Below are 25412 nucleotides of genomic sequence, written 5' to 3'. Positions count from 1 at the left end.
CCCGCGAGCCGGTTGCGTGACGCGGGGCGCCCTCCCGGTGCGGGGAACTCACGCACGGCCGAGAGCCCGCGTTGCCCCTCCGATTACCCCTCCCGTCGCGGTCAGAGCAGGCTCAGGAACCGGCCGAACACCGGCCCCCACGTCTGCGCCAGTTCCTCGTCCCGCTCCTGCGCGACCCGCACCACCTCGTCGGGGTCGAAACCTTGCTCCCGCAACGTTTTCCGGTCCCACTGGGCGACCCGCTCCGCCGACGATTCGGGATGCCACTGCAGCCCCCAGGCGCGTTCGCCGAGGCGGAACGCCTGGTGCGGGGTGCGTGCGCTGCTGGCCAGCCAGACCGCGCCCTCGGGCAGGACGGTCATCTGGTCCCGGTGGCTCTCGACCGCGATGACGGGTGCTCCGCTCGTCGCCCGGGACATCGCGAGCTCGCCCAGCAGCGCGTCGCCCGCCGCCTCGGGACGCAGGGTCAGCTCGGTGACACCGCGTTCGGGCAGGCCGTGGTCGCCCTCGACCCGGCCGCCGCCGACGTGGGCGAGCAGTTGGCCGCCGAGACAGATGCCGAGCACCGGCACGTCATGCCGCAGGGCGGACGCGACCAGCGCCCGCTCGTCGGCGAGCCAGGGCGCCTTCGCGTCGTCGTCCGGCAGCAGGCCGCCGCCGAGCAGCACCAGCCCGTCGATGCCGTCGGCGTCCGCGGGCACCGGCTCGCCCTGATCGGCCCGCACCTGCCGCACCGCGACACCGGCCGCGGCAGCCCACGTGAGCAGGCGGCCGGGGCCGCTGTCGGCGTCGTTACGGATCAGGGTGAGCGTGGGTTGCGCCATACGCTCAGCCAACCACGACCCCTCGCTACACGCGCCCGCGCGCACCACCACGGGATCCGGCGGGGCTGTCGCCGGACTCGGTTGAGCGCAGCGGCTGTCCGGCCGGCACCGGGCTGCGCTCGGGCTGCCGGCGTTCGCGCCGCCTGGCCAGCCGCGCACGCACCCACTCGACGATCAGCGTGAAGACCAGCGCGACGCCCAGCCCGAGCACCAGCCCGGCGAGCGGGTTGTTCTCGAAGGCGGAGCCGCCGACATACCCGACGCCGACGCCGTAGACCGCCCAGACCAGCACGCCGATCGCGTCGTACGGCGAATACTTGCGCAGCGGCGTGCCGGTCGCGCCCATCAGCAGGTTGACGCCGATGCGTCCCCAGGGGATGAACCGCGCGACGATGAGGGCGGTCGGGCCGCGCCGGTCGAGCAGCTCCCGGGTGGAGGCCAGCACCTTGCCGCGGCGGCTGTCCGGACGGGTGCGGTCGATCAGGCCGCTGAAGCGCCGGCCGACGAAGTAGGTGACGTGGTCGCCGGCGAACGCGCCGAGGAACGCCGCGACCACCACCAGCGGCACGAACGGCTGACCGGTCGACGCCGCGTAGACGCCCGCCATGATGATCGGCGCCTCGCTCGGTATGACGGGAATCAGCGCGTCCACGAACGAGATCGCCGTCAGCATCGGGTAGACGGTGACGGAGTCCATCAGACCTTCGATGAACGACATGACGTCGGAAACGATGGCTCCTCCAACGGTGTTCGGGCGCGGCGCGGGCCCGAGGAGGCCGGCCGGTCAGGTCACGCTAGGCGGGGAGGCCGACACATCGGTGAACGGCAGGCGGCGTGCGGTCGACGTGCGCGCGACCACGGCGCGCCAGGCACGTCCCCGCGATGCACCTACAGACCGAGGTAGTGCTCCAGGCCGACGGTGAGGCCCGGGTGCTGCCCGACCTGACGGACCCCCTCGATCACGCCGGGCATGAAGCTGACCCGGTCGAACGAGTCGTGCCGGATCGTGAGCGCCTCGCCCTCGGCGCCGAAGTCGACCTCCTGGTGGGCGACGCGGCCGCGCAGCCGCAGCGCGTGCACCGGTATGCCGTCGACGTCCGCCCCGCGGGCGCCGTCCGGGTCGGTCTGCGTCGCGTCCGGGACCGGCCCGAGGCCCGCCTCGTCGCGGGCCTGCGCGATCAGCCGGGCGGTCCGCGCGGCGGTGCCCGACGGAGCGTCGACCTTGCCGGAGTGGTGGGTCTCGACGACCTCGACGGACTCGTAGAACCGGGCCGCCTGCTGGGCGAACGACATCATCAGCAACGCGCCGATCGCGAAGTTGGGGGCGATCAGCACGCCGACCGAATCATGCTGCGCCAGTTGCTTTTTCAGCGTGTCGAGCTTGGCGTCGTCCCAGCCGGTGGTGCCGACGACGACGCTGACGTCGCGGTCGACGCAGTAGGCGACGTTGGCCGGGGACGCGCTCGGCACGGTGAAGTCGATCGCGACCTGCGCTCCGCCGAGGTCACCGAGGTCGTCGCCCTCGTCATACCGGCCGACCAGCCGTAGTCCGTCGGCCGCCTCCACCGCCTCACACGTGGTGGAGCCCATGCGTCCGGAGGCGCCGATGACGGCGACATCGATCGTGTCAGTCACGCCGATCAGGTTAGGACAGCGCGCCGTCCGGGATCCGGACACGTCTCACGCATCAGACGGAGACGCCTTCCGTTTCGTCATACCATTGCTATATTCATTACCTAAGGTAACGAATCGAGCGACCGAAAGCCGTCCCGCCTGTGACCGAAGCTCCCCGCCCCTCCCCCGCACCCGATCGTCCCTCCGCCGGCCGGCACGCCGTCGACGCCCGCCGGCGCGGCCCGCGCCGCCGGTACGAGGCCGACCACCCGCACTACAAGTGGGTGGCGCTGTCCAACACCACGCTCGGCGTGCTGATGGCGACGATCAACTCCTCGATCGTGATCATCTCGCTGCCGGCGATCTTCCGCGGAATCGACCTCGACCCGCTCGGTGCCGGCAACATCAGCTACCTGCTCTGGACCCTGATGGGCTACCTGGTGGTCTCGGCGGTGCTGGTGGTGGCGCTCGGGCGGCTCGGCGACATGTTCGGCCGGGTGAAGATCTACAACCTCGGCTTCGTCGTCTTCACCATCGCCTCGATCCTGCTCTCGCTCGACCCGTGGGGCGGCGGCTCCGGCGCGCTCTGGATCATCGTCGGGCGCATCGTGCAAGGGGTCGGCGGCGCGATGCTGATGGCCAACTCGACCGCGATCCTCACCGACGCATTCCCCTCCACCCAGCGCGGGATGGCGCTCGGCATCAACCAGGTCGCGGCGATCGCCGGGTCGTTCCTCGGCCTCATCATCGGCGGCGTTCTCTCCGAATGGCATTGGCGCGCGGTCTTCTGGGTGAGCGTGCCGATCGGGCTGCTCGGCACGATCTGGTCCTACAAGTCACTCCACGAGCTCGGCAGCACCCGGCGCGGCCGACTCGACCTGCCGGGCAACCTCACCTTCGCGGTCGGCGTCACCGCGATCCTGGTCGCGATCACCTACGGCATCCAGCCGTATGGAGGGCACACGATGGGCTGGACCAACCCGTGGGTGCTCGCCGGTCTCGTCGGTGGGGCGCTCGTGCTCGTCGCGTTCTGCGTCATCGAGACGCGGGTGGCGGACCCGATGTTCTCGATGGGGTTGTTCCGCATCAAGGCGTTCAGCGCGGGCAACTTCGCCGGGCTGCTCGCCTCGATCGGCCGCGGTGGCATGCAGTTCATGCTGATCATCTGGCTGCAGGGCATCTGGCTACCGCTGCGCGGCTACGACTACGAGTCGACCCCGCTATGGGCGGGAATCTTCCTACTACCGCTCACGATCGGCTTCCTCATCGCCGGCCCGGTGTCCGGTTACCTGTCCGACCGGTTCGGCGCCCGCGCGTTTGCCAGCGGTGGGCTGCTGCTCAACGCCGCGACCTTCGTCGGGCTGTTGCTGATCCCGGTCGACTTCGACTACTGGAGCTTCGCGCTGCTGCTCTTCCTCAACGGCGTCGGCTCGGGGATGTTCTCCGCGCCCAACACCACCGCGATCATGAATGCGGTGCCGGCCCACCAGCGAGGTGCCGCCTCCGGGATGCGCGCGACCTTCTTCAACGCGGGCACGTCGCTGTCGATCGGCATCTTCTTCTCGCTGATGATCGTCGGGCTGTCGCAGCACCTGCCGGACGCGATGCGGACCGGGCTGACCGCGCAGCACGTCTCCCCCGGCGTCGCCGACCAGGTGGCCGCGCTGCCGCCGGTCGGGTCGATGTTCGCCGCGTTCCTCGGCTTCAACCCGATCCAGTCGCTGCTGGAGCCGACGGGCGCGCTGCAGCACCTCCCGGCGGGCAACGTGCACACGCTGACCGGCAAGGAGTTCTTCCCGCACCTGCTGTCCGGGCCGTTCCACGACGGGCTGGTCGTGGTGTTCGGCGCGGCGGCCGCGATGATGGTCGTGGCCGCGGTCGCGAGCCTGATGCGCGGCAGCAAGTACGTCCACGACGACTCACTCGACGCCTCCAGGTCGCAGCACTCAGCGGACGTTGCGGTTCCCCGGTGACAATCCGCGGGTGAGCTCCCTCGCACCGGCGCCACTGCAGACCTCGAGCTGGCTGACCGCCTGGCGGTTCGACGCGGTCGGCGTGATCCTCGCCCTGGCACTGCTCGTGCCGTATGTCGTGCTCCTCGCGCGCGCCCGATCCCGCGGGATCCACTGGCCGTGGTGGCGCGCTGCGTCATACATCGTGCTGGGGGTGGGTTCGCTGGTCTACGTCACCTGCGGGCCGGTGGGCGTCTACCGCAGCACGCTGATGTGGATGTTCGCCGCGCAGGTGGCGGTCGTCGGCACCGTGACCCCGGTGGGGCTGGCGATCGGCGATCCGCTGCGGCTGATCGAGGCCGCGGCCGGATCGCGGGGCAGCCTGGTGCATCGCATCACGCATTCACGGGCCGCCCGGGTGCTCACCTTCCCGGCGGTCAGCTGCCTGCTCGACATCGGCGGCATCCTCGCGGTCTTCCTGACCCCGTATGGCGAAAAGGCAGCGCGATCGACGCTGGTCGGGACTCTGCTGCTGGTGCAGCTCCTCGTCGTCGGTCTGCTCTTCGTGCTGCCCACCCTCGCCGACGACCTGCTGCCCGACTGGGCGACACCCGCCGTCCGGACGTTCCTCGCGTTCTTCGACGGCCTCGCCGACGCCGTGCCCGGGATCCTGGTGATGACCGCGCATTCCCTTCTGCTGCCGGGGTTTCCGGGCTTTGCGGCGTCCGCGGACGTGGTGCGCGGCGGGCTGAGTCACGGACTCGACCAGCAATATGCCGGTGGCGCGCTGCTCGTGGTGGCCGAGACGATCGGCATCCCGATGCTCGCCGCGGTGTTCGTGGAGTGGCTGCGCTCGGACCGGGCCGAGGCCGCCGTCACCGACGCCCGGCTCGACGACCTGGAAGCACGCCGCCGTGCGCAGGCTCCGGACGCGGTCGGCACCGGGCCCGATCAGCCGTGGTGGTTGACTGATCCGCGACTGGCCGACCGGTTCGGGCGGCACGACGACTCCTGAGAGGCGCGCGATGACCGACGACGCTGGTGTCGGCCTCCCGCAGGCCTGGCTCGACGACGTGAACACCCTTGCACCGCAGGCCGATCCGGATCTGGTGGCCGCCGCGGGAGACGACCTCGTCGCGCGGTGGTCGGAGCCGCACCGCCGCTATCACACACTCCAGCACCTCGCCGAGATGTTCGCGGCCTTCGAGCGGCTGGCTCGGCCCGCGGGCCTCAGCGCGCGCGAGAGTGCCGTCATACGCATCGGGGCGTGGCTGCACGATGCGGTGTATGACGTGCAGGCGCCGCCCGGCGACACCGAGCGGGCGAGTGCCGCCCTCGCCCGGGAGACACTGTCGTCGCTGGGCTTTCGCGACGCCGACGTCGCCGAGGTCGAGGCGTTGGTGCTGATGACGATCGATCACGGCGACACCGCGGCGACCCCGGCGGGCGACGTCTTCCACGACGCCGACCTGTGGATCCTCGCGGCGTCGGCGGAGCGGTTCGACGCCTACTGCGGGCAGGTCCGGCAGGAGTATGCGCACGTGCCGGACGACGCCTATCGCCGGGCGCGGTCACTGATCCTGGGTGACCTCGTCGACCGCGGGCAGGTCTACCGCACGCCGACCGCGCAGGAGGCGTGGACCGACCTCGCACGCGCCAACGTGCGGCGGGAGATCCACCGTCTGAGCTGACCGCGCTACTTGCCGGCCGGAATGATCAGGTCGCCGTCGGAGCTCAGCACCGTCGCCTTCCCGGAGTCCGGAATGGACAGCAGAACGGTCAGCGAGCTCCGCCTGACCACAGTGGTTTTGGGCTTTCCGTCATCACCCTCGACGGCGGCGGCGCCCGATGGGATCTGGATCTGACCGCCATCCGTCGCTTCGGTGTAGAGCGAGCAGTCGAAGGCCAGCACCCCCAAGGTCACTGTGCCGGCCCGCACCACCCTCAGGGCCGGTGTGCCGACAGTGATCGCGGTGTTGGGGTTGGTGCCGACCGGGCTGCCCCAAGGGCGGCAGGTCGGCGTGACGATGTAGCCCTTCCCGCCGTCGGAGCTGGTCACCTTGCGGAACTCGGTGAGCGGCCCCGGGTTCTGCACGGTGCTCGCATCGCCGACGTTGACCGCACGGGCGACGGCCGGCACGACATTGGCGGCCGCCTGCCGCTGCGCCGCGGTGAGCTTGGCCGGCGGAGTGCCCTGGGGTGGCAACGTCGCAGGGTCCACACCGGCGATGGTCGCCGCGAGCCGCCAGCCCGCGGAGGTGCGGATCCAGGACATCGCCGTCCGCTTCGCTGACTCGCCGGCGCTCGGCGAGGCACTGGACGGCGACCCGCCGCCCCGTTGCCCGACCGTCAACACCCACGGGGCCTGACCGTCCGCGCTCACGGTCGTGCTGCCGTACGCGGCGTCGAGGCGGACATCGAACGCGGACGGTTTCGCCTTTCGCTTGGTCAGTCGCGCGTCCTTGGTGTCATAGAGGTCGCTGGCCAGGACCTGCTCGGAATCCACCTGCTGCCAGGCCTTTTCGTCATAGGGCGGGTTGAGCGCCCGGGCGATCGCACGCTGATTGTCCCGGTCGTAGGTGGCGACGATTGCCTTCGCCTCCGCCATGCTGACGGCGGCCGGAGCCGCCGACGTCGCGGGGCGCGAGGTGCCGGTGCTCGTCGCCGCTCCGATCCCGGTGGATCCGCTGCAGCCGGACACAGTGAGCGCGGCCGCGGCGCAGATGGCTGCCGCGGCCACGCCCGGCATCGTGTTGGTCAGACCTCGAAATCGCATGTGGGAGACCGTGGCACGGACCGGCCCGGCGCCGCAGAAGTTATCCACAGGGGGTACTTCTGCGCACTGGACTGGCCAGCCGGCTCCCTCAGTCCTCCCGCCGACCGACCCGCACCTCGGCCACCCGGTGCAGCTTCGGGTTGTCATACTCCTCGCCGATCACTTTGCCCGAATCCCAGGTCAGCAGAAGGGAATCCCCGTCCACTTCGAGCGTCGCCAGGTTGTTGTCGAACCACGGGCCGTGGGTGATCGACCAGTCGTACGGCGGCTTCGGCACCTTGCGCAGCCGGCCGACGAGCGCGCGCATCGGGCGGGCCAGTCCGCGGGCGACGCCGCCCTGGAGGGCACGCACGTGCACCGGCAGCGGGTTGCGGATCGGCGAGCACACCGCCTGCGCGACGACCGACGTCATGCCGGGCACGTCGCGGTCGAGCTCGGTGACGTAGGAGTTGTGCACGTCGCCGGACAGGAAGGTGATCGTGCCGGGCGCCTTCCCGCGCTCACCACGCGCGACCGACACCACCGCACCGATCAACTGCCGGAACGACTTCTCGAAAGCGGCCCAGTGCTCGAGATCGACCGCCTGGCGCACCTTTTCGCCGAACCGGCCGACCCGGTCGCCCCACGCGCCCTCGGCCATCGCCTCGTTGAGCGACTCCAGGTCGTGGATGCCCGGCGGCAGCAGCACCGGCAGCGACGTGCCGATCAGCAGATGGTCGAAGTCGCCGCGCAGCTGGCCGTCGAGCCACTGCCACTCGTTGTCGTCCAGCATGGCCCGCCGCTCCGGGTCGAGCACCCGGGCCGCGCGCGAGTCGATCACGATCAGCTTGGCCTGATCGAGGTCCCGGGCGTAGCTAAAGCGGTAGCTGGTCGGGTCCTTGTCCACCCGCTCTGCGAAGCTGTCGAGCAGCTCCGTCGCGTCATACTCCCCCGGGCCTTCGTATGACGAAATCGCCTGCCAGATGGGGTCTTTCGCCAGCTCCTCCGGCGACAGGTTGCCGGCATGCTGATAGACCCAATAAGACGCGAGGGCACCGACGATGCGCTCGTGCCACCACGGCACCGCGTTCATCTCCTCGTGCCAGGTCAGCGAGGTGTTCCAGTCGTCGCGCACGTCGTGGTCGTCGAAGATCATCGCGCTCGGCAGCGTCGACAACAGCCACCGGTTGGCGGGGTCGCTCCACGCGAGGTGGTAGAGGTGGGCGTATTCGACGAAGTCCTTCAGCTCCTCGCCGGGCGGCTCCTCGAGACCACGCCGCTTCTCGATGTAGTCCTGCATCGCCGGCGACGTCTCGTCGGCATACACCTGGTCCCCGAGGAAGAGCACGAGATCCGGCCAATGCCGGTGCGAGTCAGGGTTGTTGGCCATGTCGTAGGCGTAGGCGCGCATCGCGTCGACACCGTGCGTGCGGTTGCCCTCCGCGTTGTGCGGCACGCTGGTGCGGCACGACCCGAACGCCATGCGCAACGGCTTGGCCGGGTCGAGGGTGGCGACCCGGCTCGGCGGGAACGGCGAATCAGCGGGCGGCCACACCTGCTCGGCGCCCAGCCGCACCTGGTAGTCCGAGACGCTGCCCGGTGCCAGCCCGTCGACGATCACCAGCGCGTAGTGCTTCCCGTGTGCGGAGAAGGTCGGTGCGAGCCAGCTGGCCTGCCCGATCGACACGGTGACGTCAGTGGCCTCGGAGGTCTCGACCCAGATCGTCGCGGAGGTCTCGTCGACATAGCGCACGAGCGGACCGAGCAGGAGTTGGGCAGTCATCGCGTCATTGTGCCCCGAGCCACCGGGCGACCGTCCAGCAGGTCGCTGAGGATGGCCTGTCACCTCCGGCGCCCGCGGTTGCCCATCCTGCGGTGTCCCCTCGGGTCAGCGACGCTTGCGACGGCGGCTGCGCACCACGACGTATGCCGTGGGGGTCACTCCGTTGTAACGGATCACCCGCTCGCCCACCACCTTCAACCCACGCGCGCGGGCGACGGCGTCGGCGAAGACGCGCTTGTCGTCGGTGAGCAGCACGCACCTGCCGTCGGCGGTCAGCACCCGCTCCAGGTCGCGCAGGATCGCCGGGTAGAGCGTGCGGTTGAGCTCGTTGCTGCCGATGCGCTTGCCGAAGGGCAGGTCGCTCACCACCCGGTCCACGCAATCGTCGTCGAGCGGCAGGTGCGCGGCGTCGGCTTCCAGCACTTCGACCGCGTCGTCGAGGCCGAGCGCGGCTACGTTGCGCCGAGCGGTCGCCACCGACTCGGCGTCGCTGTCGGCGCTGATCGCCGGGCCGCCGCGCTGCACCGCGTCGACGATCGCCACGGTGCCGACGCCGCCGCACGGGTCGAGCAGGAGGTCGCCGGGACGCAGCTTGGCCAGCCGCAGCAGGCCGGCGGCCACCGGTCCCGGGGTCGTCGCCGGCAGTCGTTCCAGCCGGGCCACCCGGCGGGACCAGTGCAGCGGGCCGAGGTCGACCCGGCCGGTGTCGAGGTCGACGTTGAGTTGCCAGTCCGCCGGCAGGTTAGGCCAGCCGCGGGCGCCGATCGCGTCGATCCACCGGGAGCGGGTGTCCGGGTCGGCCGACTGCACCCGGAACGCCGGCTGCGTCATACCGATCGCGGCGGCAGCCGCGTCGAGCACCGGCAGCGCCCGCTGCGGGTCGGACGGGTCGAGCGCCAGGCCGACCCGCTCCACCATCGGGCCCAGCGCCTCGGCGGCAGGCACCGCGTCGACGCCGACGACACCGGGGGCGACGCGCTCCGAGGCGATGCCGTGCCGCTCGCGCAGGTCGCCGCGCACCAGGTCGTCGAGGCCGTCGGGGCAGCCGAGCAGCACGGCGCTGGGCGCAGTCTCGGGGGCAGCGGTCATCCGGTCATTCTCGCCCAGCGAAAAGGCCGCGGGCCCGGCACCCACGAAGGAGTGCCGGGCCCGCGGACCGTGTGCGAGAGGTGACTCAGGCGTCGTCGCCGGCCGTGACCGGCTCGGCGTCCTGCGCGGAGTCGCCCGACTCGGCTGCCTTGTCGCGTCCGCGACCGCCACGACGGCGGTTGCGCGGGCGACGCTCGCGCTCCGGCTTGTCGTCACCGGAGTCGGCAGCGTCACCGGACGCGGCGTCGTCATTGCCGGCGTCAGCCGCATCCGACACGTCCGACGCGTCGGTCGACGCCGGAGCCGAATCGCCGTCGGCACCAGCCGCATCCGAGGCCTCGTCGGCGGCGCCCTTGTCGCCACCCTCCTCGACGACGGCCAGCGACAGCTTGCCGCGCGGGTCGATCTCCTTGAGCTCGACCTGCACCTTCTGGCCGACCTTGAGGACGTCCTCGACCGCATCGATGCGCTTGCCACCGACGAGCTTGCGCACCTCGGAGATGTGCAGCAGGCCGTCCTTGCCCGGCAGCAGCGACACGAACGCACCGAACGTCGTGGTCTTGACCACGGTGCCGAGGAAGCGCTCGCCGACCTCCGGCATCTGCGGGTTCGCGATGCCGTTGATCGCCGCACGGGCCGCCTCCGCCGAGGGTCCGTCGGTGGCGCCGATGTAGACGGTGCCGTCGTCCTCGATCGAGATGTCGGCGCCGGTGTCCTCCTGGATCTGGTTGATCATCTTGCCCTTCGGGCCGATGACCTCACCGATCTTGTCGACCGGGACCTTGACCGAGATGACGCGCGGGGCGAACGGCGACATCTCGTCGGGCGCGTCGATCGCCTCGTGCATCACGTCCAGGATGTGCAGGCGCGCGTCGCGGGCCTGGGTCAGCGCACCGGCGAGCACCTCGGCGGGGATGCCGTCGAGCTTGGTGTCCAGCTGGATCGCGGTCACGAACTCGCGGGTGCCGGCGACCTTGAAGTCCATGTCGCCGAAGGCGTCCTCGGCTCCCAGGATGTCGGTCATCGCGGCATACTGCGTCGAGGTGCCGCCCTTGCCGTCCTCGAGTTCGGCCGACACCAGACCCATCGCGATGCCGGCGACCGGCGCGCGCAGCGGCACACCCGCGTTCAGCATCGACAGCGTCGAGGCGCAGACCGAGCCCATCGAGGTCGAGCCGTTGGAGCTCAGCGCCTCGGAGACCTGACGGATCGCGTAGGGGAACTCCTCACGCGTCGGCAGCACCGGCAGCAGGGCACGCTCGGCGAGCGCACCGTGGCCGATCTCGCGGCGCTTGGGCGAACCCACGCGACCGGTCTCACCGGTGGAGTAGGGCGGGAAGTTGTAGTTGTGCATGTAGCGCTTGCGGGTCACCGGCGACAGGGTGTCCAGCTGCTGCTCCATGCGGAGCATGTTGAGCGTGGTGACACCCAGGATCTGGGTCTCGCCGCGCTCGAACAGCGCCGAGCCGTGCACCCGCGGCAGCACCTCGACCTCGGCCGACAGGGCACGGATGTCCTTCAGGCCACGGCCGTCGATGCGCACCTTCTCGCGCAGGATGCGCTCGCGCACCAGCTTCTTCTGCAGCGCGCGGAACGCCGCGGAGACTTCCTTGTCGCGCCCCTCGAACGGCTTGCCCTCACCGGCGAGCAGTTCCTTGAGGTTTTCCTTGATGTCGTCGAGCTTCTCCTCGCGGTCCTGCTTGCCCGCGATGGTCAGCGCGGCCGCGACCTGGTCGGTCGCGTCCTTCTCGACGGCGGCGTAGACGTCGTCCTCGTAGTCCAGGAAGCGCGGGAACTCCTGCACGTCCTTGGCGGCCTGGCCGGCGAGCTGCTCCTGGGCGTCGCAGAGCGCGCGGATGAAGCTCTTGGCGGCCTCCAGGCCCTGGGCGACGATCTCCTCGGTGGGAGCCTGCTGGCCCTGCACCTTCACCAGGTCCCAGGTGGACTCGGTGGACTCGGCCTCGACCATCATGATCGCCACGTCGTCGGTGCCGTCGGCACCGGTGACCTTGCGGCCGGCGACGACCATGTCGAACGTCGAGCGCTCGGCGTCGGAGAAGTTGGGGAAGGCCACCCACTGGCCGTCGATCAGCGACACGCGGGTGGCGCCGATCGGGCCGGAGAACGGCAGACCGGAGATCTGGGTGGACGCCGAGGCGGCGTTGATCGCCAGCACGTCGTACTGGTGGTCGGGGTTCTGCGACAACACGGTGATGACGACCTGGACCTCGTTGCGCAGGCCCTTGACGAAGGACGGGCGCAGCGGGCGGTCGATCAGCCGGGCGGTGAGGATGGCGTCGGTCGACGGGCGACCCTCACGACGGAAGAAGCTGCCCGGGATCTTGCCCGCGGCATACATCCGCTCCTCGACGTCGACGGTCAGGGGGAAGAAGTCGAACTGCTCCTTCGGGTGCTTGCCGGCGGCCGTGGTCGCCAGCAGCGTGGTCTCGTCGTCCAAGTACGCGACGACGGAGCCGCCGGCCTGTTTGGCGAGACGTCCGGTCTCGAACCGGACGGTGCGGGTGCCGAACTTGCCGTTGTCGATGACGGCTTCGGCGAACGTGATCTCTGGACCCTCCATGGGCCCTCCTGTTCTTCTCTTCGTGGTCCACGCATCGTCGTTGTGCGTGGGCGTCGTTCTTACGGACGTATGCCGAGCCGGCCCGCGCCTCGCGCGGCGCCCCGGAAACGTCCGCTCACGCCGACAAGGCGGCCACCGTCACCGGTGGCCGCCTTGCGGTCGTAAGTCTTGATTGTGCAGCTACTCTCGGCGTCGTTCAGCGACGCAGTCCGAGTCGCTTGATCAGCGCACGGTAGCGCTCGATGTCGACGGTCTCGAGGTAACGCAGCATGCGCTTGCGCTGACCGACGAGCAGCAGCAGGCCACGACGGCTGTGGTGGTCGTGCGGGTGCTGCCGCGAGTGCTCGGTGAGGTCCTTGATGCGCTGCGTCAGCATCGCGATCTGCACCTCGGGCGAGCCGGTGTCGCCCTCTTTGGTGGCGTACTCGGAGATGATCTGCTGCTTGGTGGCAGTGTCCAAAGGCATGGTGTGGCGACTCCGTTTTCTCGATCGTTGCGCGGTGCTCCTGGGCATATCCACCAGGGCGCTATCGAATCCGCGGCCGGTTCACGGCAGTGCTCAGGTTAACAGCGGGAGCGGCGCCCGACCTAATCGGTCGGGCACCGCTCGTCGGCTCGCGGTCGTCGCCGGGCCAATGCCGCCGACTCAGTTGTCGCCACCTCAGTGCCGCCGGCTCAGTTGTCGATGGGTCAGTAAGGGATCGGCGCCCACTCGGCGTTCTGGCCGGCGGTCGCGTCGTCCTTGACTTCCGCCGGGATGTCGCGCACCGTCAAGCCCGCCGCCTCCGCCTCGGCGATCGCCTCCGGGGTGTAGGGCCCGTTGCGCCAGAGGTTGACCATGTAGGTGCGGGTCTTGAGGTAGTCGGTGTAGCGCCGGCCGTGGTCGTCGTCCAGGCCGAGCGCGGCGAACACCGCGATCCGTTCGTCGTTCTTGGGAAAGAGCTTCCACGGCTTGGGCGGCGCGGTCTCCGCGGTGGCCGGGTCCGTCGAGCCGAACGGCGGGAAACGCAACAGGTCGGAGTTGGCCGAGTGCGTGATGCGCATGCTCCAGACCCCGACGTCGCCGATGCCGGAGCGCACCGAGACGATCTTGCCCTCCTGGTTGGTCGGCTTGTTGTGCGAGCCGACCCGCACGTTGAGGCCGCCGGAGTGGAATTTGTGGTCCTGCAGGTAGATCCCGAACCGCAGCTGCGTGTACGGCGACCGCCAGTCCGGCGCGTTGGGGTCGACCCGGTCGGCGTTGTCCTTGTGCCAGCCACGGCCGGTGCTGTTGATCGTGAAGGAACTGTCGCCGGCGTAGACGATGTCGTCCCGCCCGAGCACCTTCTGGGCAATCTCGATCATCACGCCGTCGGTCAGCACCCTCCGCAGGTTGGGCCGCGCCAGCAGGTCACCGGACGACGCACCACCCCCGGCCCGGCATGCCTGGCGCAGCTCCTCGACCTCTTCCGGGCTGTACACGTTGCGAACGATGGTGAATCCGTCGCGCCAGAATGCGTCGACGTCCACCTCGCGGCCCAGGTGCGGCATTGCGTTCCCCACTTCCCTACCAGTTGTCGGTCTTCCACTTGCACCATAGATCGTCAGCGCCCGCACATCGTGCTGCATCACCCCGTTGGAGCGGACTATTTCCTGCCGCGCAGCAGGTCCCAGATCTGCCGTGCGACCGGCGCGGCGCCCTCCGCACCGGTGCCGCCCTGCTCGATCATCACTGCGACGACATACTGCTTGCCGCTCGGCAGCTTCGGGCCGTAGGACACGAACCACGCGGTTGCCTGTTTGCCGAAAACCTCTGCGGTGCCGGTCTTTCCGGAGATCGGGTAGCTGCCCGGGAAGCCCCGGAAGGCGGCGTATGCCGTGCCCTGTGGCTGCGCCACGACGTTGCGCAGCCCGTCCCGCTCGATCTGCTGCGCCGCCGCGGGCATCGTCACCGGGCCGGCGATCTTCGGTGCGATCGGCCGGGCCCTGCCCGACGCGGGCTCGACGGCGGCCGCGACCTGTGGGGTCCACAGCGTCCCGCCGTTGGCGATCGCGGCGTAGACCACCGCCATACGCAGTGGAGTGACCTGGGTGGAGCCCTGGCCGATGGCGAAGTTGACCGCGTCGCCGGGTTGGTAGAGGTAGCCGGCGGCGCAGTTCTCCGCGGCGACCTGCTTGAGGTAGTCGGCCTGCTTGCTGTCCTTCACCTCCGGGTAGCCGGTCTTCGCGCGCCGGCAGAGGTCGGCTCGGGTGGCCTGCCAGTTGGCGACCTTCCATTGCCGGTCGGGCAGCAGCCCGGCCTGCTCCCCCGGCAGGTCGACGCCGGTGCGCTCGCCGATCCCGAACTGGCGCGCCATCGCGGCGAACGGGTCGGCGCTGTCGGCAGGTGCCTTGAGGCCGCCGGCCTGCTGCCACTGCCCGTAGGCCCAGCGGTAGAAGACCGTGTCGCAGGAGACCTCGAGGGCCTTGGTCATCGAGATCGGGCCGTAGGCGGACGACTCGAAGTTGGTGAACACCCGCCCGCCGACCCGGTATGCCGAGGAGCACTCGTAGCTGCCCTTCGGGTCGACACCGGAGGCGATCGCGGCGGGCAGCGTGACCCCCTTGAAGGTCGACGCGGGCGGTTGCAGGTCGCCGACCGCGCGGTTGAGCAGTGGCTGGTGGGCGGTCTGCGCGGTGAGCGCCGCATAGTCCGCGGTGCTGATCCCGCCGCTCCACACACTCGGGTCGTATGACGGATTGCTCGCGGCCGCGACGACGGCACCGCTGCTCGCATCAAGCACGACCGCCGCGCCCCCGGTGGCCGCGACCTTCTTGGTCGCACGCAGCCGGCTGACGCCTTGGGCGAGAGCGGATTCCGCGCGCTGCTGGACGGCGGCGTCGAGGTTGGTCCGCACGTCGGCGCCGGCGACGGGAGCGGTGCGCTCCACCTCTCGGGTCGGCAACCCGCGGGCGTCGACGGCGAGCACGGACCTGCCGTCGGTGCCGCGCAGCTGGGCTTCGTACTGCAACTCCAGTCCGGCACGACCGACGCGGTCGTCCGCCGTCAGCGCCGGATCGGCTTCGAGGTCAGCCTGATTGACCGGCCCGAGATAACCGAGCAGCTGCGCCGCGTTGGCGCCATCCGGCCCCGGGTAGCGGCGCACCGGCACCGACTCGACCGCCAGGCCGGGGAAGTCCTCGGGCCGCTCGAGCAGAGGCAGCGCCTTCACCGGCGACACGTCGAGCAGGATCGGCACCGGTCGCACGGCGTCCGCGGTGTTGCACAGCGGCGGCTTCGGGGCGCCCTTCGTGCCGCACGGTTTGGTGCGGCCGAACATCTGCACCGGGTCCCCGCCCACGACCTTCGCGACGCGTGCGATGAGCGCCCTGCCACCGTCGGCCGCCGCGGCGAGCGTGGCCGGGTCGATCGTCAGCACTTCGGTGGATCCGTTGGCCACCAACGGTTTTCCGCTCGCGTCAAGGATGCGTCCCCGCACCGCGGGGATCGGCACCGAGCGAGTGTTGATGCGCTCGGCCGCGGCGCGCATCTGCGGACCGTCGGAGACCTGCAGCTGCCCGAGCCTGCCCACCAGCGTGCCGACGACCAGCACCGCGACGAGCACCAGTGCCCAGATGCGAGCGATGTATGGCGAGCGTCGCGGCGGTCGCCAGCGACTCGCCCGGCGGCGCCTGCGCGCTCGCAGGGGCCGGATCACACCAGCCCCCGCTGCGCGAGACGGCGCTCCCAATGGATCAGTGGCGGCACGAGGAGCGCCCCGACCACGGCCGTGCAGACCACGGTGGCGGCCGCGACCGGCCAGTCGACGGCCCGGCCCTGATAGATCGTGAGGCCGGCGCGCACCACCTGGATGACGGCGGACGCAGCGCCCGCGCTGAGTGCGGGCAGGAGGGCGGACACCCGAAAACTGCTCTGCGCCAAGCCGATTGCCGCCCCGATGACGGCATACATCAGCCCTGTGGCGCCGAGCGGGAGTCCGCCGGGCGGCACCAGGTCGACGAGCCATCCCGCGGCGAGGCCGGTCAGCGCCCCGACGGTCGCGCCGGCGCGCAACGCCACGGCCACGACGACGAGCACGACGAGGTCTGGTGCGACGACGAAGCGCGGGAGCACCGTTGCCGCGAGCAGCGCGGCCGCCAGCAGCCAGACGGTGCGCAGCAGCGCGAGTCGGCCGGGCAGCTCGATCATGCGCCGGCCCCCGGCAGGATGCGGTCGGGCGTCGCCCGCTCGACCGACATCACGACGGCCACCAGGTCGAGCCTCGCCAGGTCGACGGCCGGCCGCACGACCGCCGTCGTGCCCGACTGACCACGATCCGGATCGACCGAAACCACCTGTCCGACAACGATGCCCGCCGGATAGGGGCGACCGCCCTCGCTGCCGAGGGTGCGCACCTGGTCGCCCTTGCGCACGGTGCCGCCGGCGACCATGGTCAGGGTGAGCAGCCCGGGACTGCGTGCGGACAGCCCCGGCGGCGTGACGTTGCCGACGGTCGCGAGCGCACCCTCGGCGCCGACCCGCGCTCCGACGACCGCCTTCGGGTCGGTGACCAGTTGCACGGTGCTGCTGTGCCGGGACACCGAGACCGTGCGTCCGACCAGACCCGCCGACGCCTGCACCGCCTGGTTGGTCTCGATGCCGTCGGCGCTGCCGAGGTCGATGGTGATCTGTTGCAGCAGACCCGTCGTGGCGTCGCTGGCGAACCCGACGACCTGGGCCGGCAGGAATCGGGTCACCCTGCTGAGTGCGCCCTGCAGACCGTGCAGGTCGTCCTGTTGCTGGGCGTCCCGGCTGCGCTGTGCGAGCTGGCGGCGGGCGTCGTCGCGCTGGCGGGTGAGCGTCTCGATCGTGGTGTCGCGTGCGGTGAGCAGGCTCTCCGCGGGCCCGAACACCTCGCCGGCGGCGCTGCGGACCGGGTCGAGCGCGGCCGGTCGCGCCTGCCCCACGGCGACGAGTGCGAGGGTCGCGACCACACCGCCGGCGAGCAGCCGTCGCCTGGTGCGGACCTGGAGTGCCATCGCCGGGTGGCCGCCGTTCAGTAGCGCTTGCCGTCGACGAGCACGGACTGCAACGTGGCGAATTCCTCGACGCACCGGCCCGATCCGAGCGCAACCGATCGCAGCGGCTCCTCGGCCACCCGCACCGGCACGCCGAGTTCGTGACGCATGCGGGCATCCAGACCGCGCAGGAGGGCGCCGCCGCCGGTGAGCACGATGCCGTCCACGAGCACGTCGCCGGCCAGTTCCGGCGGGCAGACGTCGAGGGTGGCCCGCACGAGCTCGCAGATCTGCAGCAGCGGGGGTTCGATCGCGCGGCGCACCTCACCCGAGGTGATCGTGACGGTCTTGGGCAGCCCGCTGATCAGGTCGCGACCGCGCACCCGCATCGACAGTTCCTCGCGCAGCGGGAACGCCGAACCGACCGTGCGCTTGATCTCCTCGGCGCTGCGCTCCCCCAGCAGCAGGCTGTACTCGGTCTTGACGTGACCGATGATCGCCTCGTCGATCTCGTCGCCGCCGACGCGGATCGAGCGCGCCACGACGATGCCGCCGAGGCTGATGACCGCGACGTCCGTGGTGCCGCCACCGATGTCGCACACCATGCTCGCGGTGGTGCCGTTGATCGGCAGATCGGCGCCGAGCGCGGCGGCCATCGCCTCCTCGACGACATAGACCCGGCGCGCGCCCGCACGGGTCGCCGCGTCCTCCAGCGCCCGGCGCTCCACACCGGTCACCTCGCTCGGCACGCACACGATCATCCGCGGCCGGATCAGCCGGGACGGCCGGACCTGCGCGACGAAGTAGCGCAGCATCCGCTCGGCGACCTCGGCGTCGTTGATGACGCCGTCGCGCAGCGGACGCACGACGTCGACGTGGCCGGGGGTCCGGCCGAGCATCTCGCGGGCGGTCGCGCCCGCCGCGATGAGCCGGCCGGTGCCCACTTCGAGAGCCACCACGGACGGTTCGTCGAGCACCACGCCGCGGCCGCGTTCGTAGATCAGGGTGTTGGCGGTGCCGAGGTCGATCGCCAGATCCCGTCCGGCCAGTCCGCGCGCTCCCGTCACCTGAGCGATGCTAACGATCCGGCTCCGTATGGCGGGGCCGACACCCGGCGGGGGCACGTCGCGGCGGGGCCGAGGCGCGTCATACGTTTGAATGGGTTGCCATGACCAGCGCCGACAAGCCCGCCGAGCCGAGCGAACAGCAGCGCTACGAGGCCGAGGTGGCCGCGTATGTCGCGGCTGGCGGCAACGAGCAGGTGCAGCGGGTGGTGACCGCCGTGCACGGACTGCACCGCCGGCTGGCGCAGTGGTACACCAAGCAACTGGCCGACATCGGGCTGTCCGCCGGCGAGTGGGCGGTCATCTCCCACCTCGCCGCCGAGACCACCGACCACGTGTCGACGCCGTCGCAGCTCGCCGATGCCGCCGCGGTGGCGCCGTCGTCGATGACGCACCGGCTGGACAAGATGGCCGAGCGCGGCCTGATCGAGCGCAACCCGGACCCGACCAACCGGACCCGCATCCTGGTGCGGCTCACCGAGCAGGGCTGGCAGATGTTCCAGCAGGTCGTGCGCGAGTCCGACGTCGTGGAGTCCGACGTGCTGGCCCGCGTGCCCGAGCGCGACCGCGAACGCCTCGCCAAGCTGCTCGAGCTGGCGATCGCCGGCCTCGACGACGGCCTGCGCTGAGCCGGGCGCGCGGCCAGCCAGTCCCGCGTGCGTATGGCGCGACCGTCGCGACTTCTGCACGCCCCCGCGCATCTCGTAAGCGGTGGTGCGGCTGACGTCACCATCGCTTACGAGACCAGCGGCTGCTCGCCAGATCCGCGTGCGCACCCCGCAACCGTCGCGACTTCTGCACGCCTCCAGCCGGTTTCGCGTGCGCACCCCGCGACCGTCGCGACTTCTGCACGCCTCCAACCGGTTCCGCGTGCGCACCCCGCGACCGTCGCGACTTCTGCACGCCTCCAACCGGTTCCGCGTGCGCACCCCGCGACCGTCGCGACTTCTGCACGCCGGCGCGCATCTCGTAAGCGGTGGTGCGGCTGACGTCACCATCGCTTACGAGACCAGCGGCTGCTCGCCAGATCCGCGTGCGTACGGCGCAACCGTCGCGACTTCTGCACGGGGCCGGACCCGCAGCCCCGAAGCCGGTCAGCGCCGGCGCAACCGCCGACGCAGGCCCGCACTCGCGAGCGCGACGCCGCCGACCGCGGCAGCACCGCCGACCACGAACGCCGAGTTGCCGGTGCCGGTCGTGCCGCCGTCGGTGATGATCGGCGGACCGGTGGTGGTGCTCGTCGCGGTGGCCGTGCCGGTCGCCGTGCCGGTCGCACTCGGCGTACCCGTCGGCGCGGGAGCACCGCACGCGAGCGACGGCGCGCTCGCCGACCCGCCCGCGGTCAGCGTCAGGTAGGGCGTGCCGGTGAGGCCGAGCACCGCCTGGGAGGTGCTGCGCCGGTCGGAGTCGATCGCCGTGGAGGCCTTGCCCTTGGCCTTCTGCGCGTCGAATGCCTTGCGGTCGTAGGCGATCCCGCCGCGCAGCGCCGCCGGGAACGAGCAGTCGTACTGCAGCCCCGCGACGAAAGCCTTGGCCTTGGCGGCCGCGGCCGGGTTGCCGGCGAGCGTGAACGCGACGGCCGCGAGCGCGGTGGTGTTGGCGTTGGGGGTGGGCCCGGCGGCCGGCTCGATGATGCCGCCGTTCGCGGTCTGTTTGCCGGCGAGGAAACCGGCCGCCTTGCCGATCGCGGCGGCGTGGCCGCCGGAGGCGGCGAGCGCCTGCACGGCGTAGGTGGTGGCGTCGGGGTCGCTGGTGCACGCGCCGGCGAAGGAGATCCGGAAGCCGCCGTCGGTGCACTGCTGCTTCAGCAGGAACGCGGTGGCCGCGGCATTCGGGGTGCCGGCGCGCTGCAGCCCGATGACACCGAGCGACTGACCGATCGTGTTGGAGTAGTCGCCATAGGCCGACTTGTCCTTGAACTGACCGCTCGGCTGCTGCAGCGACCGCAGCTGGCCGGCGTAACCCGCGCTCGGCAGGCCCTGCACCTGCGCGAAGACGAGCAGCTTCGCGGTCGCCGCGGCGTAGAGGTCACTGCCCATCGCGTTGTATGACGCAGCGTTCTTGCTGACGTAGGCCGCCGCTCGACCGGCGCCCTGCTGCCCGACCCGGGCCGCGTCGAGTGCCAGCACGGCGTCGATCGTGAGGCCGTAGTCGGGGTAGGACTGCCCGCCCGCAGAGGTGGAGAAGTGGTCTCCCCCGGCGGCGAGCTGCGCGGTGAGGAAGGAGCCGGCGGTGCCGGCGTCGGGGGTCGCGGCGCCCGCCGGGGCGGCGAGCGCGAAACCGGTCAGGCCGGCGCAGGCGATGGTGGCGAGGCCGGCGCCGGCCCGGCGGGTGGTGGTCATGGATTCAGTCTGCCGCAAGCTCGGGGAACCAGATGCCGATCTCGCGCTCGGCCGACTCCGGGGAGTCCGAGCCGTGCACGATGTTCTGCTGCACCGGCAGGCCCCAGTCGCGGCCGAGGTCGCCGCGGATGCTGCCCGGCGCCGCCGTGGTGGGGTCGGTCGCGCCGGCGAGCGAGCGGAAGCCCTCGATGCAGCGGTCGCCGGCGACGATCACGAAGGTCGCCGGGCCGCTGGACATGAAGTCGACGAGCGGCCCGTAGAACGGCTTGCCCTCGTGCTCGGCGTAGTGGCGGGCGAGCCGCTCACGGTCGGGGGTGTCGATGCGCAGCGCCGACAGGCCGTAGCCCTTGGCCTCGATGCGACGCAGCACCTCACCGGTGAGGCCGCGCGCGAATCCGTCGGGTTTGACGATGACCAGGGTGCGTTCCATGGGCGACATTCAACCGGACCCCGTATGCCGGGGCGTCACTGCCCGGCGCTAGGCGGCGATCTGGCCGCTGATGAGCAGCCCGAACAGCACCGCGGCGAGCGCCAGCCGGTAGTAGACGAACGGCCGGAAGGTGTGGCTGGAGATGTAGCGCATCAGCCAGGCGATGACGGCATACCCGACGGCGAAGGCGAGCACGGTGGCGACCGCGATCTGGCCCCACCCGTCACTCGACCCGTCGGAGACGTCCTTCAGCTGGAACAGCCCGGAGAGGACGACCGCCGGGATCGCGAGCAGGAAGGAGTAGCGGGCGGCCGACTCGCGGGTGTAGCCCATGAACAGACCGCCGGCGATCGTGCCGCCGGAGCGGGAGACGCCCGGGATCAGCGCGAGCGCCTGCCAGAGGCCGAAGCGCAGACCGTCCTTGGTGTCGAGGTCGTCCAGGGTCTTGCGCTGCTTGGCGGTGCTGTCGGCGACCGCGATGACGATGGCGAAGAGCGCCAGCATCGACGCGGTGATCCACAGGTTGCGCAGGGGGCCTTCGATGACGTTCTTGAAGACCAGGCCGAGGATGCCGATCGGGATCGTGCCGACGATGACCAGCCAGCCCATCCGGGCGTCGGGGTCGCTCTTGGGCACCTTGCCCACGACCGACAGTGCCCACTGCCTGATGATCCGCACGATGTCCTGCCAGAAGTAGACGATGACGGCGGTCTCGGTGCCGAGCTGATTGACGGCGGTGAACGCCGATCCGCCGCCGTCGTTGTCGAAGAACAACCGGCCGACGATCAGTTGGTGGGCCGAGGACGAGATCGGGATGAACTCGGTCAGCCCCTGCACGATCCCGAGCACGATCGCTTCGATCCACGTCATCGTTCTGCTCAGCTCCTGCTCTGGGTGGTCTGTTCCGGGTGGTCTGTTCCGGGTGGTCTGTTCTGGGTGGCAGGTCGTCCCGGCGTGGTATGCCGCGGGCGGCAGCGGGGATCGGCCAGGGCCGGGAGAAGGGTCGCACACGGGCCCGCCGGGGCGGGCGGCGACACACCACCGGACACCGCCCGACACCACCGGAGGTGGCTCCGAGAAATTCTTGGCCGCCGGTTGTCGAATCCGGCCGGGCCCGTTCGTGGTCTCTGCAGAACGGCCCACCGGGGGCCGTCACCGCTCACGAATCGGAGACCGCCATGTCGACCTCGATCAGCAACCCCACCACCAGCTCGACCGCCACAGCCGCCTCCGGCTCCACCGCCACGCCCGCGATCTGGAAGGCCGGGGTCGCCGCGGCCGCCGGCGCCACCCTCGCCACCACCGGCCTTGCCGCGCTCGCGTCGGCCGCCGGCGTCTCGTTCGAGGCCGGGGGCAGCGCGATCCCGCTGCTGGGCTTCACTCAGCTGACCGCGGTCTTCTCCCTCGTCGGGGTCGCGATGGCCGTCGTGATGTCGCGCGTCGCCCGCCGTCCGCGGCGCACCTTCGTGCGGACCACGGTCGCGCTGACGGCGCTGTCGGTGGTGCCGGACGCGACCTTCGGCTTCGACGTCGCGAGCGCCGCGGTGCTGATGACGCTGCACCTGGTGGCGGCGCTCATCGTCATTCCCGTGGTGGCTCGCCGGCTCGCGACGACGCGCTGAGCGTCAGGGCGTCCATCTTGCGGCCCTGGTGCAGCGCCGTGACCCAGAGGGCCGCGAACATCACCCCGACGATCAGCATCATCGGCACGATGACCGCCGAGGCGATGGTGGCCAGCTGGATCAGCCAGCCGAGGGTCACACCCCAGGGCCGCCGCAGCGACCCGGCCGACACGATGCACAGCACCGCGAGCACGAGTCCGACCACGAGGTATGACGTGTGCGCCTCGTTGCCCTGGGCCTTCGCGATGGCCCAGGCGACGAGCGCGCCGAGGAAGACCGCGAGCGTCTCCGAGCCGACGACGATGCCGGCGAAGCGTCGCGTCATACGGTCGGGGATGCCGTAAATCGGCAGACCACCGGTCAGCATGCTCGGGGCCCCCGCGAAGTATCGGAGCGACGAAGGAGCGGAGAACTTCGTGGGGTGTTCATACGGTCGGGGATGCCGTAGACCTGCAGGCCGCCGATCTGTTGCTGCACAGCGGTTTTCACGTGTCGGTGGCACCGAGCATCGCGCGGACGTCGGCGGCGGTCACGATCGAGCCGGTGGCGAGCACGCCGCCGGCGACGCCGCCCTCGTCGGCGAGTTCGGCGGCCCGGTCGATGGCGTCGGCGAGCCCGGGTTCGACGCTCACCCGGTCCTCGCCGTAGATGTCGACGGCGAGTGCGCCGAGCTGGGCCGGGTCGGCCGACCGGGGCGAGGAGTTGCGGGTGATGACGATCTCGTCCAGCACCGGCTCGAGGGTCTGCAGCATGTCCTCGGCGTCCTTGTCGGCGAAGATCGCGACCACCCCGACGAGCCGGGCGAAGTTGAACGAGTCCTCGAGGGCGTCGCGCAGCGCGCGCACGCCGGCGGCGTTGTGCGCGCCGTCGACCAGGACCGTCGGCGACCGCCGCACGATCTCCAGCCGTCCGGGCGACGTCAGGTCGGTGAGCGCCGCCTGCAGCACCTCGAGGTCGAGCGGCTGCTCTCCCCCGCCGAGGAATGCCTCGGCGGCGGCGATGCCGGTGACGACGTTGTGCGCCTGGTGCTCGCCGAAGAGCGGCACGAACAGGTCGGGATAGACCGCGGCGAGGCCCTGCACGGTCAGCTGCTGACCGCCGACGGCCTGTTCGCGTTCGAGCACCTCGAAGTCGGTGTCCTCGCGGCGCACGGTGGCGCCGACCTCGGCGACGCGCTCGGCGATGACCTCGTCGACGATCGGCTCCTGCCGGCCGACCACGGTGATCGCGCCGTCCTTGACGATGCCGCGCTTCTCCATCGCGATCTCCTCGAGCGTGGAGCCGAGCAGGCGCGTGTGGTCGAGCGAGACCGGGGTGATGACCGAGACCTGGCCGTCGGCGACGTTGGTGGCGTCCCAGACCCCGCCGAGGCCGACCTCGACGATCGCGACGTCGACCGGGGCGTCGGCGAAGGCGGCATACGCCATCACCACGAGGATCTCGAAGTAGGTCGTGCGCGGCTCGCCCTCCGCCTCCGCACGCTCGTCGACGATCCGCACGTAGGGCAGCACGTCGTCATAGGTCTCGATGAAGCGTTCGGCGTCGATCGGCTTGCCGTTCAAGCTGATGCGCTCACGCATGTCGTGCAGGTGGGGCGACGTGAAGCGCCCGGTGGACAGACCCGCCTCCCGCAGGATGCGTTCGATCACGCGCGTGGTCGTGGTCTTGCCGTTGGTGCCGGTCAGGTGGATCACCGCGAAGGAGCGCTGCGGGTCGCCGAGCAACTCCATGATCTGGCGCACCCGCTCCAGCGACGGCTCCGGAGAGCTCTCGGGGGTGCGGGCCAGGATCTCGTCGGTCACCTCGCGCAGCCGCTTGCGCACCTCGAGCTTGCGCTCGGCCTCGCGCTGCGCTGCGTCGGGTCGTCCACTAGCCATGCGTGCCATCCTCCAGGGTCAGCTTGAGCCAGACCGAGTCGGGCACCCCGGAGCCGGAGCTCTCCCGACCGGTCTCGACAAATCCGTAGTGCTCGTAGAAGCCGCGCGCCGAGTCGTTGCCGTCCAGGTAGGACAGCCGCAACTCGTCGTAGCCATCGGCCTTCGCCTTGGCGATCGCCGCCCGCAGCAGCATCCCGCCGACGCCACCGCCCTGATATTCCGGTAGCACGTAGAGCTTCCACAGGGCCAGGTGCCCGTCGAGCGGACCGACCGACGTCATGCCGATGATCTCGTCGTCGAACTCGGCGACGGTCACCCGTCCCGCGCGGATCGCCGGCACGGTCGCATCGGCGGTCCACCATTTGGCCAAACCCATTGCGACATAGTCTTTTCCGGCGATCGGCGCATAGGTGGCGGGCCAGGTCCGCCGGCCGACCTCGACCACGCCCTGCAGGTCCTCGCCGGTCGCGGCCCGCAGCAGCACCCCGTTGGCCACCTTCAT

Annotated in this window: 24 protein-coding genes; 5 read left to right on the top strand and 19 right to left on the bottom strand. The window is 70.9% G+C overall.

The window, feature by feature from the left end; translation table 11 throughout:
- Positions 1–101 precede the first annotated feature (101 nt).
- The 3 genes from HJ588_RS09430 to dapB form a co-directional block, all read right to left on the bottom strand.
- On the bottom strand, positions 102–824 hold the full coding sequence (locus HJ588_RS09430) for a type 1 glutamine amidotransferase (RefSeq protein WP_171154300.1): 723 nt from the start codon (positions 822–824) through the stop codon (positions 102–104).
- Between the two features lie 25 nt (positions 825–849).
- On the bottom strand, positions 850–1542 hold the full coding sequence (locus HJ588_RS09425) for a DedA family protein (protein WP_171154298.1): 693 nt from the start codon (positions 1540–1542) through the stop codon (positions 850–852).
- Between the two features lie 170 nt (positions 1543–1712).
- Positions 1713–2459 carry a 4-hydroxy-tetrahydrodipicolinate reductase gene (dapB, locus tag HJ588_RS09420; RefSeq protein ID WP_171154296.1) on the bottom strand — a complete coding sequence of 249 codons (747 nt, stop codon included), beginning with the start codon at positions 2457–2459 and terminating at the stop codon, positions 1713–1715.
- Positions 2460–2599: 140 nt separating this feature from the next.
- Here dapB and HJ588_RS09415 point away from each other — a divergent pair, with 140 nt between their 5' ends.
- Genes HJ588_RS09415 through HJ588_RS09405 form a run of 3 tightly spaced genes read left to right on the top strand, consistent with a single transcriptional unit; the run spans position 2600 to position 6081 of the window.
- On the top strand, positions 2600–4411 hold the full coding sequence (locus HJ588_RS09415; RefSeq protein WP_343036648.1) for an MFS transporter: 1812 nt from the start codon (positions 2600–2602) through the stop codon (positions 4409–4411).
- Between the two features lie 10 nt (positions 4412–4421).
- Positions 4422–5405: a cytochrome c oxidase assembly protein gene (locus HJ588_RS09410; RefSeq protein WP_171154294.1), complete on the top strand. Its 984-nt coding sequence runs from the start codon at positions 4422–4424 to the stop codon at positions 5403–5405.
- A 10-nt stretch (positions 5406–5415) separates the two neighbouring features.
- On the top strand, positions 5416–6081 hold the full coding sequence (locus HJ588_RS09405) for an HD domain-containing protein (RefSeq protein ID WP_171154292.1): 666 nt from the start codon (positions 5416–5418) through the stop codon (positions 6079–6081).
- 5 nt (positions 6082–6086) lie between these two features.
- On the opposite strand, the gene HJ588_RS09400 is transcribed toward HJ588_RS09405, so the two are convergent.
- From HJ588_RS09400 to mreB, 10 genes are all read right to left on the bottom strand, one after another.
- Positions 6087–7166 carry a hypothetical protein gene (locus HJ588_RS09400; RefSeq protein ID WP_171154289.1) on the bottom strand — a complete coding sequence of 360 codons (1080 nt, stop codon included), beginning with the start codon at positions 7164–7166 and terminating at the stop codon, positions 6087–6089.
- Positions 7167–7254: 88 nt separating this feature from the next.
- Positions 7255–8928: an alkaline phosphatase D family protein gene (locus HJ588_RS09395; RefSeq protein ID WP_171154287.1), complete on the bottom strand. Its 1674-nt coding sequence runs from the start codon at positions 8926–8928 to the stop codon at positions 7255–7257.
- A gap of 105 nt (positions 8929–9033) precedes the next feature.
- Positions 9034–10017, bottom strand: a complete 984-nt coding sequence (locus HJ588_RS09390) for a methyltransferase domain-containing protein (protein WP_171154285.1) — start codon at positions 10015–10017, stop codon at positions 9034–9036.
- A gap of 85 nt (positions 10018–10102) precedes the next feature.
- A complete protein-coding gene (locus HJ588_RS09385) occupies positions 10103–12598 on the bottom strand; it encodes a polyribonucleotide nucleotidyltransferase (protein ID WP_171154282.1) in 2496 nt (831 codons plus the stop codon).
- 196 nt (positions 12599–12794) lie between these two features.
- On the bottom strand, positions 12795–13064 hold the full coding sequence (gene rpsO / locus HJ588_RS09380) for a 30S ribosomal protein S15 (RefSeq protein WP_171154280.1): 270 nt from the start codon (positions 13062–13064) through the stop codon (positions 12795–12797).
- A 224-nt stretch (positions 13065–13288) separates the two neighbouring features.
- On the bottom strand, positions 13289–14128 hold the full coding sequence (locus HJ588_RS09375) for a phytanoyl-CoA dioxygenase family protein (RefSeq protein ID WP_171154278.1): 840 nt from the start codon (positions 14126–14128) through the stop codon (positions 13289–13291).
- A 95-nt stretch (positions 14129–14223) separates the two neighbouring features.
- Entirely contained in the window at positions 14224–16275 is a 2052-nt protein-coding gene (gene mrdA, locus HJ588_RS09370) for a penicillin-binding protein 2 (protein WP_343036647.1), read from the bottom strand.
- Positions 16272–16766, bottom strand: coding sequence for a rod shape-determining protein MreD (mreD, locus tag HJ588_RS09365; protein WP_171154276.1), 495 nt, complete (start codon positions 16764–16766; stop codon positions 16272–16274). The genes mrdA and mreD overlap by 4 nt, the downstream gene beginning before the upstream one ends.
- Positions 16763–17596 carry a rod shape-determining protein MreC gene (mreC, locus tag HJ588_RS09360; protein ID WP_171154274.1) on the bottom strand — a complete coding sequence of 278 codons (834 nt, stop codon included), beginning with the start codon at positions 17594–17596 and terminating at the stop codon, positions 16763–16765. The genes mreD and mreC overlap by 4 nt, the downstream gene beginning before the upstream one ends.
- A 17-nt stretch (positions 17597–17613) precedes the next feature.
- A complete protein-coding gene (gene mreB, locus HJ588_RS09355) occupies positions 17614–18651 on the bottom strand; it encodes a rod shape-determining protein (RefSeq protein WP_425483548.1) in 1038 nt (345 codons plus the stop codon).
- Positions 18652–18743: 92 nt separating this feature from the next.
- On the opposite strand from mreB, the gene HJ588_RS09350 reads away from it, so the two are divergent.
- On the top strand, positions 18744–19268 hold the full coding sequence (locus HJ588_RS09350; RefSeq protein WP_171154270.1) for a MarR family winged helix-turn-helix transcriptional regulator: 525 nt from the start codon (positions 18744–18746) through the stop codon (positions 19266–19268).
- Between the two features lie 465 nt (positions 19269–19733).
- Here the strand turns inward: HJ588_RS09350 and HJ588_RS09345 are convergent, their stop codons facing one another.
- From HJ588_RS09345 to HJ588_RS09335, 3 genes are read right to left on the bottom strand one after another with little or no spacing between them, the layout of a single operon-like run.
- Entirely contained in the window at positions 19734–20981 is a 1248-nt protein-coding gene (locus tag HJ588_RS09345) for a prenyltransferase/squalene oxidase repeat-containing protein (protein ID WP_171154268.1), read from the bottom strand.
- Between the two features lie 4 nt (positions 20982–20985).
- Complete coding sequence (gene ndk, locus HJ588_RS09340; protein ID WP_171154266.1) at positions 20986–21411, bottom strand: nucleoside-diphosphate kinase; 426 nt, start codon at positions 21409–21411, stop codon at positions 20986–20988.
- Positions 21412–21459: 48 nt separating this feature from the next.
- Positions 21460–22281 carry an undecaprenyl-diphosphate phosphatase gene (locus HJ588_RS09335; RefSeq protein ID WP_171154264.1) on the bottom strand — a complete coding sequence of 274 codons (822 nt, stop codon included), beginning with the start codon at positions 22279–22281 and terminating at the stop codon, positions 21460–21462.
- Between the two features lie 308 nt (positions 22282–22589).
- On the opposite strand from HJ588_RS09335, the gene HJ588_RS09330 reads away from it, so the two are divergent.
- Positions 22590–23033: a DUF6069 family protein gene (locus HJ588_RS09330; protein ID WP_171154261.1), complete on the top strand. Its 444-nt coding sequence runs from the start codon at positions 22590–22592 to the stop codon at positions 23031–23033.
- Here HJ588_RS09330 and HJ588_RS09325 read toward each other — a convergent pair.
- The 3 genes from HJ588_RS09325 to HJ588_RS09315 form a co-directional block, all read right to left on the bottom strand.
- Positions 22993–23400, bottom strand: coding sequence for a DUF4233 domain-containing protein (locus HJ588_RS09325; protein WP_246241788.1), 408 nt, complete (start codon positions 23398–23400; stop codon positions 22993–22995). The two genes, HJ588_RS09330 and HJ588_RS09325, sit on opposite strands and share 41 nt — an antisense overlap.
- 118 nt (positions 23401–23518) lie before the next feature.
- Entirely contained in the window at positions 23519–24919 is a 1401-nt protein-coding gene (locus tag HJ588_RS09320) for a bifunctional folylpolyglutamate synthase/dihydrofolate synthase (protein ID WP_171154257.1), read from the bottom strand.
- On the bottom strand, positions 24903–25412 hold the full coding sequence (locus HJ588_RS09315) for a GNAT family N-acetyltransferase (protein WP_171154255.1): 510 nt from the start codon (positions 25410–25412) through the stop codon (positions 24903–24905). The genes HJ588_RS09320 and HJ588_RS09315 overlap by 17 nt, the downstream gene beginning before the upstream one ends.

The organism is Flexivirga aerilata (genome assembly GCF_013002715.1).
Taxonomy (GTDB): Bacteria; Actinomycetota; Actinomycetes; order Actinomycetales; family Dermatophilaceae; genus Flexivirga; species Flexivirga aerilata.
The sequence above is the reverse complement of the archived record's forward strand: the minus strand, read 5'-3'. Positions and strand labels throughout refer to the sequence as shown.

Excerpts from the sequence above, each read along its gene's own strand:
- HJ588_RS09425 (WP_171154298.1), bottom strand. The coding sequence starts at position 1,542 with ATGTCGTTCATCGAAGGTCTGATGGACTCCGTCACCGTCTACCCGATG.
- HJ588_RS09385 (WP_171154282.1), bottom strand. The coding sequence starts at position 12,598 with ATGGAGGGTCCAGAGATCACGTTCGCCGAAGCCGTCATCGACAACGGC.
- HJ588_RS09350 (WP_171154270.1), top strand. The coding sequence starts at position 18,744 with ATGACCAGCGCCGACAAGCCCGCCGAGCCGAGCGAACAGCAGCGCTAC.
- HJ588_RS09405 (WP_171154292.1), top strand. The coding sequence starts at position 5,416 with ATGACCGACGACGCTGGTGTCGGCCTCCCGCAGGCCTGGCTCGACGAC.
- HJ588_RS09430 (WP_171154300.1), bottom strand. The coding sequence starts at position 824 with ATGGCGCAACCCACGCTCACCCTGATCCGTAACGACGCCGACAGCGGC.
- HJ588_RS09320 (WP_171154257.1), bottom strand. The coding sequence starts at position 24,919 with ATGGCACGCATGGCTAGTGGACGACCCGACGCAGCGCAGCGCGAGGCC.
- ndk (WP_171154266.1), bottom strand. The coding sequence starts at position 21,411 with ATGGAACGCACCCTGGTCATCGTCAAACCCGACGGATTCGCGCGCGGC.
- HJ588_RS09325 (WP_246241788.1), bottom strand. The coding sequence starts at position 23,400 with ATGCTGACCGGTGGTCTGCCGATTTACGGCATCCCCGACCGTATGACG.
- HJ588_RS09400 (WP_171154289.1), bottom strand. The coding sequence starts at position 7,166 with ATGCGATTTCGAGGTCTGACCAACACGATGCCGGGCGTGGCCGCGGCA.
- HJ588_RS09390 (WP_171154285.1), bottom strand. The coding sequence starts at position 10,017 with ATGACCGCTGCCCCCGAGACTGCGCCCAGCGCCGTGCTGCTCGGCTGC.
- HJ588_RS09335 (WP_171154264.1), bottom strand. The coding sequence starts at position 22,281 with ATGACGTGGATCGAAGCGATCGTGCTCGGGATCGTGCAGGGGCTGACC.
- HJ588_RS09345 (WP_171154268.1), bottom strand. The coding sequence starts at position 20,981 with ATGACCACCACCCGCCGGGCCGGCGCCGGCCTCGCCACCATCGCCTGC.
- HJ588_RS09395 (WP_171154287.1), bottom strand. The coding sequence starts at position 8,928 with ATGACTGCCCAACTCCTGCTCGGTCCGCTCGTGCGCTATGTCGACGAG.
- mreC (WP_171154274.1), bottom strand. The coding sequence starts at position 17,596 with ATGGCACTCCAGGTCCGCACCAGGCGACGGCTGCTCGCCGGCGGTGTG.
- HJ588_RS09330 (WP_171154261.1), top strand. The coding sequence starts at position 22,590 with ATGTCGACCTCGATCAGCAACCCCACCACCAGCTCGACCGCCACAGCC.
- rpsO (WP_171154280.1), bottom strand. The coding sequence starts at position 13,064 with ATGCCTTTGGACACTGCCACCAAGCAGCAGATCATCTCCGAGTACGCC.
- HJ588_RS09375 (WP_171154278.1), bottom strand. The coding sequence starts at position 14,128 with ATGCCGCACCTGGGCCGCGAGGTGGACGTCGACGCATTCTGGCGCGAC.
- mreD (WP_171154276.1), bottom strand. The coding sequence starts at position 16,766 with ATGATCGAGCTGCCCGGCCGACTCGCGCTGCTGCGCACCGTCTGGCTG.
- HJ588_RS09315 (WP_171154255.1), bottom strand. The coding sequence starts at position 25,412 with ATGAAGGTGGCCAACGGGGTGCTGCTGCGGGCCGCGACCGGCGAGGAC.